Source organism: Cellulomonas chitinilytica (assembly GCF_016862675.1).
In the GTDB taxonomy this organism is placed as follows: domain Bacteria; phylum Actinomycetota; class Actinomycetes; order Actinomycetales; family Cellulomonadaceae; genus Cellulomonas; species Cellulomonas chitinilytica.
In genome coordinates this window covers 376,206-389,080 of the sequence record NZ_BONK01000002.1, presented here as the reverse complement: position 1 = coordinate 389,080, position 12,875 = coordinate 376,206, and the positions used below count along the sequence as shown (strand labels likewise).

At 75.9% G+C, this 12,875-nt stretch carries 14 protein-coding genes; 12 read left to right on the top strand and 2 right to left on the bottom strand.

Annotated elements, in window-relative coordinates:
* Positions 1 to 105 precede the first annotated feature (105 nt).
* The 5 genes from Cch01nite_RS04265 to rsmD all read left to right on the top strand — a co-directional run bounded on the left by Cch01nite_RS04265 (position 106) and on the right by rsmD (position 6,816).
* Positions 106 to 1,605: a DAK2 domain-containing protein gene (locus tag Cch01nite_RS04265; RefSeq protein WP_203748987.1), complete on the top strand. Its 1,500-nt coding sequence runs from the start codon at positions 106 to 108 to the stop codon at positions 1,603 to 1,605.
* Positions 1,605 to 3,854 (top strand): ATP-dependent DNA helicase RecG, encoded by a 2,250-nt coding sequence (locus Cch01nite_RS04260; RefSeq protein ID WP_203748984.1) that lies wholly within the window; start codon positions 1,605 to 1,607, stop codon positions 3,852 to 3,854. Before Cch01nite_RS04265 ends, Cch01nite_RS04260 begins: the two co-directional genes overlap by 1 nt.
* Positions 3,855 to 3,920: 66 nt before the next feature.
* On the top strand, positions 3,921 to 4,610 hold the full coding sequence (locus Cch01nite_RS04255; protein ID WP_203748981.1) for an ABC transporter ATP-binding protein: 690 nt from the start codon (positions 3,921 to 3,923) through the stop codon (positions 4,608 to 4,610).
* Positions 4,607 to 6,244: a DUF6297 family protein gene (locus Cch01nite_RS04250; RefSeq protein WP_239069853.1), complete on the top strand. Its 1,638-nt coding sequence runs from the start codon at positions 4,607 to 4,609 to the stop codon at positions 6,242 to 6,244. The genes Cch01nite_RS04255 and Cch01nite_RS04250 overlap by 4 nt, the downstream gene beginning before the upstream one ends.
* Positions 6,241 to 6,816 (top strand): 16S rRNA (guanine(966)-N(2))-methyltransferase RsmD, encoded by a 576-nt coding sequence (rsmD, locus tag Cch01nite_RS04245; RefSeq protein WP_203748978.1) that lies wholly within the window; start codon positions 6,241 to 6,243, stop codon positions 6,814 to 6,816. The genes Cch01nite_RS04250 and rsmD overlap by 4 nt, the downstream gene beginning before the upstream one ends.
* Here rsmD and Cch01nite_RS04240 read toward each other — a convergent pair.
* Positions 6,759 to 7,493, bottom strand: coding sequence for a GNAT family N-acetyltransferase (locus tag Cch01nite_RS04240; RefSeq protein ID WP_203748975.1), 735 nt, complete (start codon positions 7,491 to 7,493; stop codon positions 6,759 to 6,761). The two genes, rsmD and Cch01nite_RS04240, sit on opposite strands and share 58 nt — an antisense overlap.
* 156 nt (positions 7,494 to 7,649) lie before the next feature.
* On the opposite strand from Cch01nite_RS04240, the gene coaD reads away from it, so the two are divergent.
* The 6 genes from coaD (at position 7,650) to mutM (ending at position 11,170) form a co-directional block, all read left to right on the top strand.
* Positions 7,650 to 8,141 (top strand): pantetheine-phosphate adenylyltransferase, encoded by a 492-nt coding sequence (gene coaD / locus Cch01nite_RS04235; protein ID WP_203748972.1) that lies wholly within the window; start codon positions 7,650 to 7,652, stop codon positions 8,139 to 8,141.
* Between the two features lie 2 nt (positions 8,142 to 8,143).
* On the top strand, positions 8,144 to 8,638 hold the full coding sequence (locus Cch01nite_RS04230) for a hypothetical protein (protein WP_203748969.1): 495 nt from the start codon (positions 8,144 to 8,146) through the stop codon (positions 8,636 to 8,638).
* 91 nt (positions 8,639 to 8,729) lie between these two features.
* Positions 8,730 to 9,323, top strand: a complete 594-nt coding sequence (locus Cch01nite_RS04225) for a YceD family protein (protein ID WP_203749202.1) — start codon at positions 8,730 to 8,732, stop codon at positions 9,321 to 9,323.
* Positions 9,324 to 9,325: 2 nt separating this feature from the next.
* Positions 9,326 to 9,520 (top strand): 50S ribosomal protein L32, encoded by a 195-nt coding sequence (rpmF, locus tag Cch01nite_RS04220; RefSeq protein WP_203748966.1) that lies wholly within the window; start codon positions 9,326 to 9,328, stop codon positions 9,518 to 9,520.
* Positions 9,521 to 9,566: 46 nt separating this feature from the next.
* Positions 9,567 to 10,268: a ribonuclease III gene (rnc, locus tag Cch01nite_RS04215; RefSeq protein ID WP_203748964.1), complete on the top strand. Its 702-nt coding sequence runs from the start codon at positions 9,567 to 9,569 to the stop codon at positions 10,266 to 10,268.
* Complete coding sequence (mutM, locus tag Cch01nite_RS04210) at positions 10,268 to 11,170, top strand: bifunctional DNA-formamidopyrimidine glycosylase/DNA-(apurinic or apyrimidinic site) lyase (protein WP_203748962.1); 903 nt, start codon at positions 10,268 to 10,270, stop codon at positions 11,168 to 11,170. Before rnc ends, mutM begins: the two co-directional genes overlap by 1 nt.
* A 3-nt stretch (positions 11,171 to 11,173) precedes the next feature.
* Here mutM and Cch01nite_RS04205 read toward each other — a convergent pair whose 3' ends face one another.
* Positions 11,174 to 12,115 carry a phosphoglycerate dehydrogenase gene (locus Cch01nite_RS04205; RefSeq protein ID WP_239069852.1) on the bottom strand — a complete coding sequence of 314 codons (942 nt, stop codon included), beginning with the start codon at positions 12,113 to 12,115 and terminating at the stop codon, positions 11,174 to 11,176.
* A gap of 128 nt (positions 12,116 to 12,243) precedes the next feature.
* Here Cch01nite_RS04205 and Cch01nite_RS04200 point away from each other — a divergent pair, with 128 nt between their 5' ends.
* Positions 12,244 to 12,870, top strand: coding sequence for a response regulator (locus Cch01nite_RS04200; protein ID WP_203749195.1), 627 nt, complete (start codon positions 12,244 to 12,246; stop codon positions 12,868 to 12,870).
* The last annotated feature ends 5 nt before the right edge of the window (positions 12,871 to 12,875 follow it).

The following is a 12,875-nucleotide window of genomic DNA, read 5'->3' as shown; positions in this document are numbered from 1 at the left end:
ACCACCGCCGACCGGGTGCGGTGCGGACGCGGGGTAGGTGGGTGTCGGAGACATCGGGCAGGGTATCCGCAGAGGCGGGAGCCTCGGTGTGACGACGGAGGTGCGGTGGAGGAGCTCGACGCGGCGGTCGTGCGCGCGTGGGCGCTCGGTGCCCGGGCGTCGCTCGACCTCGCACGCCCGCACATCGACGCCGTGAACGTGTTCCCGGTGGCGGACGGCGACACGGGGACCAACGTGCTGCTCACGGTCGACGGCGGCGTGACCGCCCTGGCCGCCCTCCCGGTCGACGCCTCCACCGCCGCGGCCGCACGTGCGTTCGCGCACGGGGCCATGCTGGCGGCCCGCGGCAACTCCGGGGTCATCGTGAGCCAGTACCTCGCGGGGTTCGCGGCGTCGCTGCCGGAGGCACCGGGGCCCACGCAGGTCGCCGAGGCGCTCGCGGCCGCCGCCCGGGAGGCCCGGGGGGCGGTCGCCGACCCGCAGGAGGGCACGGTCCTCACGCTCGCGGACGCCGTCGGCACGCGCGCCGCCCGCGCCGCGGCCGACGGCGCGTCCACGACCGTCCTGCTCACGGCGGCCGTCGCCGACGCGCACCGTGCGCTCGCGCGGATCAGCGCGGAGCACCCGGTCCTGCGCCGGGCGCACGTCCTCGACGCGGGTGCCTGCGCGCTGCTCGTCGTCCTGGACGCGCTCGTCGCGGCCGTCCGCGGCGAGGCACCGGCGGCAGGCGCGCCGGACTGGCTCCCCAGCCGCCCGGCGACCCTCGACGGGGTGCCGGAGCCGACCGGCGCCTTCGAGGTGATGCTCCTGGTGCACGAGCCGGAGGGGGCCGGCGGCGACCTCGGTGCCGAGCTGCGCTCGCGGATGCACGCGCTCGGCGACTCCGTCGCGGTCGTCGGCGCGGACGGGTGGTGGCACGTGCACGTGCACACGGACGACCCCGAGCGGGCCGTCGCCGAGGCGGCGCTCGGGCCGCGGGAGCAGGCCGTGGTGCGGCTCGTCGACTCCCCGCACGCGGCCTCGGCGTCGGAGGAGGACCCCGGGCGCTGGGGGCTCGTCGCGTGCACGTCCTCGCCCGCGCTCGCCGCCTGGTACGCCACCGCCGGAGCAGTCACCGTGGTGCGGTGCCCCGAGGCGCCCGTCTCGACGGCGCACCTGGTCCGCGCCGTGGCGGACACCGGCGCCAGGAGCGTCGCCGTGCTGCCCGGCGGGGCGGTCGAGGGCGACGTGCTCGCCGAGCTCCTCGCGACCGAGCGCGGCCCCGTGGTCGAGGTCCTCGACGCCGCCGACGAGCTGCGGACCGTCGTCGCCACGCTCGCGTTCGCCGGGGCGGTGTCGTCGTCCGCGACGCACGCGGCCGTGCTGGCCCTCGGGCGGGTCCGTGCCGCCGCCGTCGACGGTGACCTGGTGGCCGGTGTCGACGCGCTGCTCGGAGCGGTCGGCACCCCTGGCGACCTGAGCCTGACCGTGCTGCACCGGGACGACGTCGAGCCCGGCACGGCGGACCGGCTCGCGGAGCTGCTGGGAGCGCGGACCGACGGCGTCGAGCCGGTGCTCGTCGGCCCCACCGGAAGCGGGCCCCGGTTCGTCGTGGGGATCGACTGATGGCCGCGCGCTCCTCGGGGCCGGGTGTCCGCTACGCCGACGGCGTCGAGCCCGCCCGCGGCTACCTCGACGAGGCGGTGACGACCCTCGTGCCGCGGTCGGGCAAGCCGTTCGCGTCCCTCGGCATCCGGACGGTCGGCGACCTCCTGCGGCACTACCCGTGGCGGTACGCGGACGCCAGCACCCTGACGGACATCGCGGGTCTCGCCGTGGGCGAGGACGTCGCGATCGTCGCCGAGGTGCGCCAGGCCGTGGTGCGACGGGCGCGCACGACCCACCAGGCCCGGCTCGAGGTCCAGATCACCGACGGCACGCGCACGCTCCAGCTCATCTTCTTCGGGGCGACCCGGCACCACGAGAACCTCCTGCGCCCGGGCCGGCGGGGCCTGTTCTCCGGCCAGATCGGCGAGTTCGGCGGCCGGCCGCAGCTCGCCCACCCGACGTACGAGATGTTCGACGACGACACCGAGGGGGAGCGGCAGGCCGTCGAGCGGGCCGAGTGGCCGCGACCGGTGTACCGCTCGGTCGCGGGCCTGGACACCGCGAAGATCGGCCGGGCTGTCCGGACGGCGCTCGGTCCCCTCACCGAGGGCGACGTCGACGACCCGCTCCCCCCGGCGGTCCGCGAGGCCCGACGCCTCGGCTCGCGCCGCCAGGCGCTGCAGGACGTGCACGAGCCGCACACCGAGGCCGACTGGCGGCGAGGTCGTGCGCGCCTGCGGTTCGAGGAGGCGTTCGTGCTGCAGGCCGAGCTGGCCCGCCGCCGGGCCCGGGCCGCCGCCGAGCCGGCCACGGCCCGTCCGCGCGTCGCCGGCGGGCTCCTCGACGCGTTCGACGCCCGCCTGCCGTTCGCGCTCACCGCCGGCCAGCGCGAGGTCGGCGAGCAGGTGGCCGCCGAGCTCGCGGGAGCGGTGCCGATGCAGCGGCTGCTGCAGGGCGAGGTCGGCTCCGGCAAGACGGTCGTGGCGCTGCGCGCGATGCTCCAGGTCGTCGACGGTGGTGGGCAGGCCGCCCTGCTCGCCCCGACGGAGGTCCTCGCCGCCCAGCACGCCCGCTCGCTGCGCGCGCTGCTCGGCGACCTCGCGGAGGGCGGCATGCTCGGCGGGTCCGAGATCGGCACGCGGGTGGCGCTGCTCACGGGGTCGCAGCCTGCCGCGGCCCGGAAGGCTGCCCTGCTCGACGCCGCGGGCGGCGCCGCCGGCATCGTCGTCGGCACGCACGCGCTGCTGTCCGCGACGGTGCAGTTCGCCGACCTCGGGCTCGTGGTCGTCGACGAGCAGCACAAGTTCGGCGTCGAGCAGCGCGACACCCTGCGCGCCAAGGCGGCGACGTCCCCGCACCTGCTCGTCATGACCGCGACCCCGATCCCACGCACCGTCGCGATGACCGTGTTCGGGGACCTGGAGACCTCCGTCCTGCGGGAGGTGCCCGCGGGACGCAGCGGCGTCACGACGCACGTCGTCCCCGCCGACCGCCCCGGGTGGCTCGACCGCACGTGGAAGCGGGTCCGCGAGGAGGTGGACCGCGGCGGGCGCGCGTACGTCGTGTGCGCGCGCATCGACGGTGACGAGCCGGCGGCGGTCGACGACGACGTCGACCTGCTCGACGACGACCAGGCCGGGCCCGCCAGGCCGCCGCTGCGGGCCGTGCTCGAGGTGGCGGACCGGCTGCGTGAGCTCCCGGCGCTCGCGGGGGTCGAGGTCGGCATCCTGCACGGCCGGATGGCCCCCGAGGACAAGGACCGGGCCCTGGCGGAGTTCTCGCGCGGCGACGTGCCGGTGCTGGTGTCCACGACCGTCGTCGAGGTCGGCGTCGACGTCCCCGAGGCGACCGTGATGGTCGTGCTCGACGCCGACCGGTTCGGCGTGTCCCAGCTCCACCAGCTGCGCGGACGCATCGGACGTGGAGCGGCCCCGGGGGTGTGCCTGCTGGTGTCGTCGGCACCCGAGGGCACCCCGGCCGCGGCGCGCGTGGAGATGCTCGCCCGCACGTCCGACGGGTTCGAGCTCGCGACGTTCGACCTGGAGCAGCGCGGCGAGGGCGACGTGCTCGGGGCCTCGCAGTGGGGCGGGTCGTCGTCGCTGCGGCTGCTGCGCGTGACGCGGGACGGGGAGGTCATCGAACGGGCCCGGCAGGACGCACGGGCGCTGGTCGAGGACGACCCGGAGCTCGCGGGCTGGCCGCCGTTGCGGGCGGCCATCGACGCGATGCTCACGGGCGACCGGGAGGAGTTCCTCGACCGCGCGTGACGGGGCCTGCGGCGGCCGGTCGCGTCCGGTGCGTGCGGCACATCGGGCGCGGCTACCCTGACGGACGTGTCGAAGCCCGTCGTGCGCGCCCAGGACCTGCTCGTCGGCTACGGCGGGGCACCCGTGTGCGCTCCCGTGTCGTTCACCCTGGCCCCCGGCAGGGCCGTCGCGCTCGTCGGCGCGAACGGCTCGGGCAAGTCCACGGTGCTGCGCGCCGTGATCGGCCTGCTGGAGCCCCAGTCGGGGTCGCTGCAGGTGCTCGGCGGTGACGTCGACGAGCGGGACGTCGGGTTCCGGCGGCAGGTGGCGAGCGTGCTGGACGACGACGCGTACTTCCCGGCGCTCACCGTCTCCGAGCACCTGTACCTGACGGCGCGCGGCCACGGTGTCCGCGGGGCCGACGACGTCGTCGCCGAGCTGCTCGCCGAGTTCGGGCTCACCGACCACGCACGGTCGCTGCCGGTCTCGCTCTCCTCGGGCCAGCGTCGCCGCCTGCTGCTCGCCGCGGGCTTCGTCCGGCCGCGTTCGCTGCTGGTGCTCGACGAGCCCGAGCAGCGGCTCGACAAGGCCATGCGCGACCGGCTCGCCGCCCGTCTCGTCGAGGAGAAGCGCTCCGGCGGTTCCGTGCTGCTCGCGACCCACGACGCGGACCTGCTGCGCGCCGTCGCCGACCGGGCGGTGGTCGTCGCCGACGACGCCTCGCGCGTCATGTCGGCCGCCGACGCGGCCCAGGTGATCAGCAGGGAGAACCCGTGACCGACGGCCAGGGCGACGTCCCGGTGGCGCAGGAGCCGGCCGTCCAGCCGTTCGACGTCGGGACGATCCCGCCCGCGCGCTCGATCCGGAAGTTCACCGCCCAGGCCGGCAACGCGCGCGGCGGGGCGAGCCTCGGCTCGCTGATGTCGGACGTCTACTACGCGGTGATCTCGCTGGCGATCGGCATCGGCATCGCGCTCGGCTTCGCGCAGGCCATGCGGGTGTCGCTGCCGCCCGCGCCGGACGTCGCGCCGCCCCAGGGCCTGAGCCTCGCGGCGCTGGTCGTGGTGATCCTCGTCGCGCTTGCCGGGGTGCTGCTGTCCCTGGCCGGACGGCTCGGTCCCGTCGGGGCCGGGGGCGCCGAGGCGGCCTGGTGGCTGAGCCTGCCCGTCGACCGCCGTGGGCTGCTGCGCCCCGCCGCACGCCGGCTGCCCGTCGTGGCGGCGCTCGTCGGGGCGGTCGTGGTCACGCTGCTCGACGCGGGACTCCTGAGCGACACCGGGGACCGCCTCCTGCGGGTGGGTCTGGCGTCCGCCTTCGGCGCAGCCGCGATCGTGCTCGTCGCGGGCGTGCTGCAGTCGGCGGGCGTGCCGCGCCGCACGACCGCCCTGGTCGGCGACCTGCTCCTCGCCGCCGCGCCCGTCTCCGCGGTCGTGCTCGCGGCGCTCGGCTGGGACCTCGACGCCCTGCCCGGACCTCCGTGGGCGCTCGTCGTCGGCCTGGTCGTGGTCGTCGTGGGGCTCGTGCTGCTCGTCGACCGCCGCCTCGGCCGGATGCCCGAGCGGTCGCTGCGGGAGAGCGGCTCCGTCGCGTCCCAGGCCGTCGGCGCCGTCGTGTCGATGGACTCGCGCGAGCTCGGACGTGCGCTGACCGACGGCGCGGCACCGTCCGCCCGCCGGTGGGTCTCGCGGCTGCGTACCGCCCGCGGCCCGGCGTCGGCCCTGGTCACGGCCGACCTGGTGGTGCTGCGCCGCTCTGCCCGGCACATGGTGCAGCTCGTCGTCGCCGCGCTGGTCCCGGTCCTCGCGAGCACCGTCCCGCCGCTCGCCAGCCCCGCGGGAGTGCTGCTCGCGGTGCTCGTCTCGGGCTACGTCGCGATGAGCGCGACGGGCGAGGGTGCGCGCCGGGCCGAGATGGCGCCCGTGCTGGACCGTCTGCTGCCGCTCGAGGCGAAGGAGGTCCGGCGGCTGCGCATGGTCGTCCCGGCCGTCGCGATGCTGCTCTGGTCGGTCGTCGCGTTCGCCGCGATCGGCCGCTGGGCGGGAGACGTCCCCGGGTGGCTCGCGCTCGGGCTGGCGTCCACACCGGTCTGGGCGGCCGGCGCCGTGCGCTCGTCGTACCGGCCGGCACCGGACTGGGGCGGCGCGCTCGTGTCGACGCCGTTCGGGGCGCTCCCGACGGGCGTGGGCAGCGTGCTCGCGCGCGGGCCGGACGTCGTGGTGCTCGGGCTGCTGCCCGTCTGGATCGCGATCCTGCTGCGGACGGTCAGCACGCCGCTGCTGTTCGTGCAGGTCGCGCTGTCGGTGATCGCGGTCGCGGTCGCGTCGTCGGTCCGCACCGGGTCGTTCCTCGAGCGGCTCATGGACCAGGCCGACCAGCAGGGCGCGTCCGGCTCGACCGGCGCACGCCGATGACGCGCATCGTGGCGGGCACGGCCGGCGGACGCACGCTCGAGGTGCCGCGGCGGGGCACGCGGCCGACGAGCGAGCGGGTCCGGGAGGCCCTGTTCTCGCGCCTGGAGCACCTCGACGTGGTCGACGGCGTGCGGGTGCTCGACCTGTACGCGGGCTCGGGGGCGCTGGGCCTGGAGGCGGCGAGCCGAGGAGCCGCGCACGTGACGCTCGTCGAGTCGGGCCGCGACGCGGCCGGCGTGTGCCGGCGCAACGTCACGACGCTCGGCCTGGAGGACGTGGTCACCGTCTCGGCGGAGGCGGCCGAGCGCTTCGTGCAGCGCGGGGTCGTCGCGCCGTGGGGCCTCGTCCTCGTGGACCCGCCGTACGACCTCGCGGACGACGACCTCGCCACGGTGCTCGCCGGGCTCGCCGTGCCGGGCGCGCTCGACGATGGCGCCGTGGTGGCCGTCGAGCGGTCGACCCGGGGGCCCGAGCCCCGGTGGCCCGACGGGATCGTGCGGTTCGACCGCCGGGCCTACGGCGAGACGGTGGTCTGGTTCGCCGAGCCAGGCCCCGCCCCCGCCGCCGACTGACGACGCCGCGCGAGCGCGACGAGCCCAGGCCCCCCGGGCCCCAGCTCGTGCCTGCCGAGCTCGACGTAGCCCAGACGCGCGTAGAACGCGTGGTTGCGCGGGTCGGTGGTGCACAGCCACGTGTCGCGCGCCCGCGCGTCGGCCGCGCCGATGCCCGCGAGGACGAGGTCGCGGCCGATCCCGTGCCCCTGCTCGCCCGGGACCACGACGAGGTAGTTGAGGTAGTCGGCGGGCTCCGTGGGCGCCGACGCCGTCGACGCGCCGCCCAGCGCCGTGAGGACCGCCGCGGCCCGGTCCGCGCCGAGGATCAGCGCCAGGGCTCCCGCAGGAGTCGGGAGGGACGACGCGACCGGGTGCGCCCCGACGTCGACGCCGTGCAGCCGCCACGCCGCCGCGCCCACCACGCGCCCGTCCCGCTCGGCGACGTGCACGAGGCCGAGCGCGAGGTACCGGTCCACCGACGGGCCGAGCCAGGCCGCGCACGCCTCCAGGCGCGTGCCGTCGTCCGGCAGCGCCCACCGCATCATCGGGTTGTCGTGGAACGCGAGCGACAGGGCGGTGCGGATCGCGGCGGCGTCGCCCGCGGTGGCCGTGCGGACGTGGGCGCGGACGCGCAGGCTGCGGGCGGCGGGGCTCGGCGCGGGCTCGGGAAGGTCGTCGGGCAGGTCGTCGGGCATGTGCCCGAGCATGGCGCGGCGACATGGTGCACGGCCAGCGCACGGCCAGCGCACGGCCAGCGCACGACCGGAGTCCGGGCGGCGCACGACCGGCGCACGACCGGCGCACGCGCGGCGTCCGCAGGCGCTCGGCAGCGCCTGGCCTACCCTGGCGACGTGACCATCGCCGTCTGCCCGGGGTCCTTCGACCCGATCACCCTCGGCCACGTGGACGTCGTGCGACGTGCGGCGTCGATGTTCGACGAGGTCGTCGTCGGCGTCGCCCGCAACTCCGCGAAGACCGCGCTGCTGACCTCCGACGAGCGGGTCGCGCTGGCCCGCAAGGCGCTCGCGGACCTGCCGGGCGTGCGGGTCGAGGCGGTCGACGGGCTGCTCGCGGACTTCGTCCGGCGGGTCGGCGCGGCGGCCGTCGTCAAGGGGCTGCGCAGCGGCGCGGACTTCGACGCGGAGCTGCCGATGGCCCTGATGAACCGCCACCTGTCGACCGTCGAGACGGTATTCGTGGTGGGGGACCCGGCGCTCGCGCACGTCGCGTCGTCGCTGGTCAAGGACGTGGCCCGGTACGGCGGGCCGATCGACGACCTCGTGCCGGCAGGTGTCGCCGAGGCCGTGCGGGACGCGCTCGCGCGCGCGACGACGAGGAGCTGACGATGACCGACCAGGAACCCACGACCCGTCCCGAGGGGTTGACCGGCGTGCTCGACGCGATCGGCTCGGCCGTGGCGCACGCGCGTGCCATGCCGATGTCGTCGTCCGTGCTCGTCAACCGCGCCGAGCTGCTGGACCTCGTGGACCAGGCGCGCGACGTGCTGCCGACGCAGATCACGCAGGCGGACGCCGTGCTGGCCGACGCGGACGCGGCCCGGGCCGCCGCGCAGGCCGAGGCCGACGGGATCCTCGCGGACGCCCGGGAGCGGGCAGCGGCCCTCGTGGACGCCGAGCAGGTCGTCGTGGACGCCCGCCTGCGGGCCCAGGAGATCGTCGCGGAGGCCGAGCAGGTCGCGGACGGGCTGCGGCGCGACGCGGACGACTACTGCGACCGTCGGCTGGCGGACTTCGAGATCGACCTCGGCAAGGTGCTCAGCCAGGTGCAGGCCGGTCGGGCGAAGCTCGCGGGCCGGCTGGAGGACGCGTCCGGCGTGTGACCGGAGCGACGTGGCACGATTTTGGGTGGCACCCGAGGGTGTCGTAGAGTTGGCGGTTGGTCCTGCTGGTCATGGCGTGGACCGAGATCTGATGAGGGGACCGGCCGTGCATCGCCCTGTTCACCTCGATCCCCGTTCGCCGTTCGTGCTCGACACACACGAGCTCGGCCGACGTCCGGGATCGACGCGGACCGTGCAGCTCACGGAAGGCGCCCCCGAGGATCTCGGTACCGACGTGATCGGCATCCCCACCGGCACCGACGTCGAGCTGGATCTGCGGCTCGAGGCGGTCATGGAGGGGGTCCTGGTGTCCGGATCCGTCCGGGGCCAGGCGGTCGGGGAGTGCGTGCGCTGCTTGGGTGAGGTCGTCGAGAACGTCGACGTCCACCTCACGGAGCTCTACGTCTACCCCGAGCGCGCGGCCGTCGCCGTCGAGGACGGCGACGACGAGGAGGACGTGCGCGAGCTGGAGGGCGACCTGGTCGACCTCGAGCCCGCGCTGCGGGACGCGGTCGTGCCGGCTCTGCCGTTCCAGCCGTTGTGCCGCCCCGACTGCCCGGGTCTGTGCTCCGAGTGCGGAGCTCGCCTGGCGGACGACCCTGACCATTCGCATGAGACGCTTGACCCCCGCTGGGCCGCTCTGGGCAGCCTCGCGAGCCAGGTCGACGAGACGAAAGAGAGCTAGCCGTGGCGGTTCCGAAGCGCAAGATGTCGCGCAGCAACACCCGTGCGCGTCGGTCGCAGTGGAAGACCACTGCCACGACGCTCAGCGCGTGCCCGCAGTGCAAGGCCGACAAGAAGCCCCACACGGCGTGCCCGTCGTGCGGTGCCTACAACGGTCGTCGCTACGCCGAGGCCGTGCGCAGCGAGCACGAGGCCTGAGCAGCACCTCCGACGCCGTGACGCACCCGTGCACCGGAACGCCGGCATGAGTGCCGCGGCGGAACAGCTCGTCGAGAAGCTCGGGGTCCACCTGGACCCCGAGCTTCTCGTGCTTGCCCTGACCCACCGGTCGTTCGCGCACGAGGCCGGTGGCATCCCGACGAACGAGCGGCTCGAGTTCCTCGGCGACACCGTGCTCGGGCTGGTCGTCACGGAGTCGCTGTACCGGACCCACCCCGACCTGCCGGAGGGCGACCTCGCGAAGATGCGGGCCGCGACCGTGTCGCAGCGGGCGCTCGCCGAGGTGGCCCGCACGCTCGACCTCGGCCAGTACGTGCTCCTCGGCAAGGGCGAGCTCAGCACGGGCGGCCGGGACAAGGACTCGATCCTGTCGGACACGCTCGAGGCGTTGTTCGGCGCGGTGTACCTGTGCCACGGGCTCGAGCCCGCCCGGGGGGTCGTGGCCCGGCTCGTCGGCCCGACGCTCACGGCGGCGGCCGACCTCGGTGCGGGTCTCGACTGGAAGACGTCGCTGCAGGAGCTGTCCGCGGCGCTCGGGCTCGGCGCGCCGAGCTACGAGGTCATCGGCGAGGGTCCGGACCACGCCCGGACGTTCACCGCGCACGCCGTCATCGCCGCCGAACGGCGGGGGACGGGTGTCGGGCCGGCGAAGAAGCTCGCCGAGCAGAAGGCCGCGGCCGACGCCTACCGGTCGCTCGAGGCGCAGCACGCCGACGCCGCGTCCTGATGCCCGAGCTCCCCGAGGTGGAGACCGTCCGTGACGGGCTCGCCCGGCACGTGCTGGGTCGTCGCGTCACCAGGGTGGACGTGCACCGGGAGTACAGCGTGCGCCGGCACGTCGAGGGGCCGCTCGACTTCGTGGGGCGGCTGACGGGACGGCGGTTCGACGCGGCGGTGCGGCGCGGCAAGTTCGTGTGGCTGCTGCTCGACGACGGCGACGACGCCCTGCTCGCGCACCTGGGCATGAGCGGGCAGCTGCTCGTGCGGCAGAGCCCCGACGAGCTCGTCGACCACCCGCACCTGCGGGTCCGGATCGCGCTCGACGACGGGTCGTCGCTGGACTTCGTCGACCAGCGCACGTTCGGCCACCTGTCCGTGCCCGACCTGGTGCCGACCGCGGACGGGCTGCCCGGTGGGCTCGGCGCGGACGTCCCGGCGGTCCCCGCGCCCGTCGCGCACATCGCCCGCGATCTCCTCGACCCGGTCCTCGACCGCGAGGCCGTCGTCGCCGCGCTGCGGGCCAGGAGGACCGGCGTCAAGCGTGCACTGCTCGACCAGACGCTGGTCTCCGGGATCGGCAACATCTACGCCGACGAGGGCCTGTGGCGTGCCCGGCTGCACTACGCCCGCCCCACGGAGACGCTGCGACGCGCCGAGGCCGAGCGGGCGCTCGACGGCGCGCACGACGTCATGGCGGAGGCGCTCGTGCAGGGCGGCACGAGCTTCGACGCCCTGTACGTGAACGTCAACGGCGCCTCCGGGTACTTCGACCGGTCGCTCGCCGTCTACGGGCAGGAGGGCCGGCCGTGCCCCCGCTGCGGGGCGCCCGTGCGGCGGGACGAGTTCATGAACCGCTCGTCGTACACGTGCCCGGTGTGCCAGCCGCGGCCCCGCAGGGGCCACTGGTGACGCTCAGCGCGCGACGACGTTCCGCAGCGGGCGACCGTCGAGGAACGCTGCGACGTTCTCCGCGAGCAGCGCACCCGCACCGAGCGGCCGCCCGCCCGCCGCGTGCGGGCTGACCAGGATCCGCGGCTCGTCCCACAGCGGTGAGCCGGCGGGCAGCGGCTCGTCCTCGAACACGTCGAGGGCGGCGCCGGCCAGCCGGCCGGCGCGCACCGCGTCGAGCAGGGCCGCTTCGTCGAGCGTGGCGCCGCGGCCGACGTTGACGACCCAGGCGTGCGCGGGCAGCGCGTCGAGCACGGCGGCGTCGACCGCGTGGCGGGTCTGCGGCGTCGCGGGCAGGAGGTTGATCAGCACGTCCGTGCCGGGCAGCACCGAGGCGACGTCCTGCGCCGCGACGACCGGGCGACCGTGCCGTTCGCCGGACCGGGTCGCGACCCCCGTGACCTGCGCGCCGAGCGCCGAGAGCAGCGGGGTCAGCCTGCCGGCGATCGACCCGAACCCCCAGATCAGCACGTGGGCGCCGGCGAGCGACCGGAACTCGTCGGCCCGGACCTGCTGGATGCCGCCGAGCTCGGCGGCCCACCGGTGCTCCTGCTGCGCGCGCACGAGGTCGGGCAGGCGGCGGGCGCACGCGAGGACGAGGGCGAGGGTGTGCTCGGCGACCGGCCCGTCGTGCAGCCCGCGCCCGGAGGTGACGACGACGTCGGGGCCGAAGCCGGCGTCGAGCACGGTGTCGGGCCCGGCGGCGAGCGTCTGCACCCAGCGCAGGCGGGTCAGCCGGGTCGCGGCGTCGCGGAGGTTGCGCCGCCCGTTGCCCCACGTCACGAGCACGTCCGCGTCGAGGGCGTCGTCGGGGAAGGGTCCGTCGACCCGGTAGCGCAGCGTCCGGACGCCGTCGGGCAGCGCGGGGTCCTCGTCGAGGGTGGTGGGCAGCAGCACGAGAGTCACCCGAGCACGATGCCACGACCCGCCGGGCACGGCTCCCGCGCGCTGAGCAGGGCGGAGACACCGGCCCCGGATACGATGCGAACGTGCCAGCGCTCAGCTCGTCCGCGAAGAACGGCCCCATCACGGTGATGATCGTCGACGACCACGAGGTCGTGCGACGGGGGATCGCCGAGGTGATCGAACGTGCCGACGGGATGACCGTCGTCGCGGAGGCGGGGTCCGTCGGTGACGGGGTGCGCCGCGCCGGCCTGGTCCGGCCGCAGGTCCTCCTCGCGGACCTCCAGCTTCCCGACGGCACGGGCATCGACCTGATCCGCGGGGTCCGCGAGACCCTGCCGGACGTCCGCGCGATCGTCCTGACGTCCTTCGACGACGACGACGCCGTGGCCGCCGCGCTCGACGTCGGGGCGGCGGCCTACCTGCTGAAGACGGTGCGCGGTGCGGAGATCACCGACGTGGTGCGTGCCGTCGCCGCCGGTCGGACCCTCCTCGACGACCGCACGGTGACCCGTCGCCGGGCCGGGCACGAGGACCCCACGGAGAACCTGACCCCCAGCGAGCTCCGGGTGCTGGACCTGATCGGCGAGGGCCTGTCGAACAGGGAGATCGCCGAGCGCCTCGGGGTCGCCGAGAAGACCGTGAAGAACCACATCACGTCGCTGCTCGCGAAGATGGGCCTGCAGCGTCGCACCCAGGTCGCGGCGTGGGTCGCGTCCCGCAAGCACAGCAGCTGGCGGGCCGAGCCCGGCCACTGACCCGC

What these genes read in the sequence shown, in the direction of transcription:
- Cch01nite_RS04260 (WP_203748984.1), top strand. Translation starts at nt 1,605, where the DNA reads ATGGCCGCGCGCTCCTCGGGGCCGGGTGTCCGCTACGCCGACGGCGTC.
- rsmD (WP_203748978.1), top strand. Translation starts at nt 6,241, where the DNA reads ATGACGCGCATCGTGGCGGGCACGGCCGGCGGACGCACGCTCGAGGTG.
- Cch01nite_RS04240 (WP_203748975.1), bottom strand. Translation starts at nt 7,493, where the DNA reads ATGCCCGACGACCTGCCCGACGACCTTCCCGAGCCCGCGCCGAGCCCC.
- Cch01nite_RS04230 (WP_203748969.1), top strand. Translation starts at nt 8,144, where the DNA reads ATGACCGACCAGGAACCCACGACCCGTCCCGAGGGGTTGACCGGCGTG.
- Cch01nite_RS04225 (WP_203749202.1), top strand. Translation starts at nt 8,730, where the DNA reads ATGAGGGGACCGGCCGTGCATCGCCCTGTTCACCTCGATCCCCGTTCG.
- rnc (WP_203748964.1), top strand. Translation starts at nt 9,567, where the DNA reads ATGAGTGCCGCGGCGGAACAGCTCGTCGAGAAGCTCGGGGTCCACCTG.
- mutM (WP_203748962.1), top strand. Translation starts at nt 10,268, where the DNA reads ATGCCCGAGCTCCCCGAGGTGGAGACCGTCCGTGACGGGCTCGCCCGG.
- Cch01nite_RS04200 (WP_203749195.1), top strand. Translation starts at nt 12,244, where the DNA reads ATGATCGTCGACGACCACGAGGTCGTGCGACGGGGGATCGCCGAGGTG.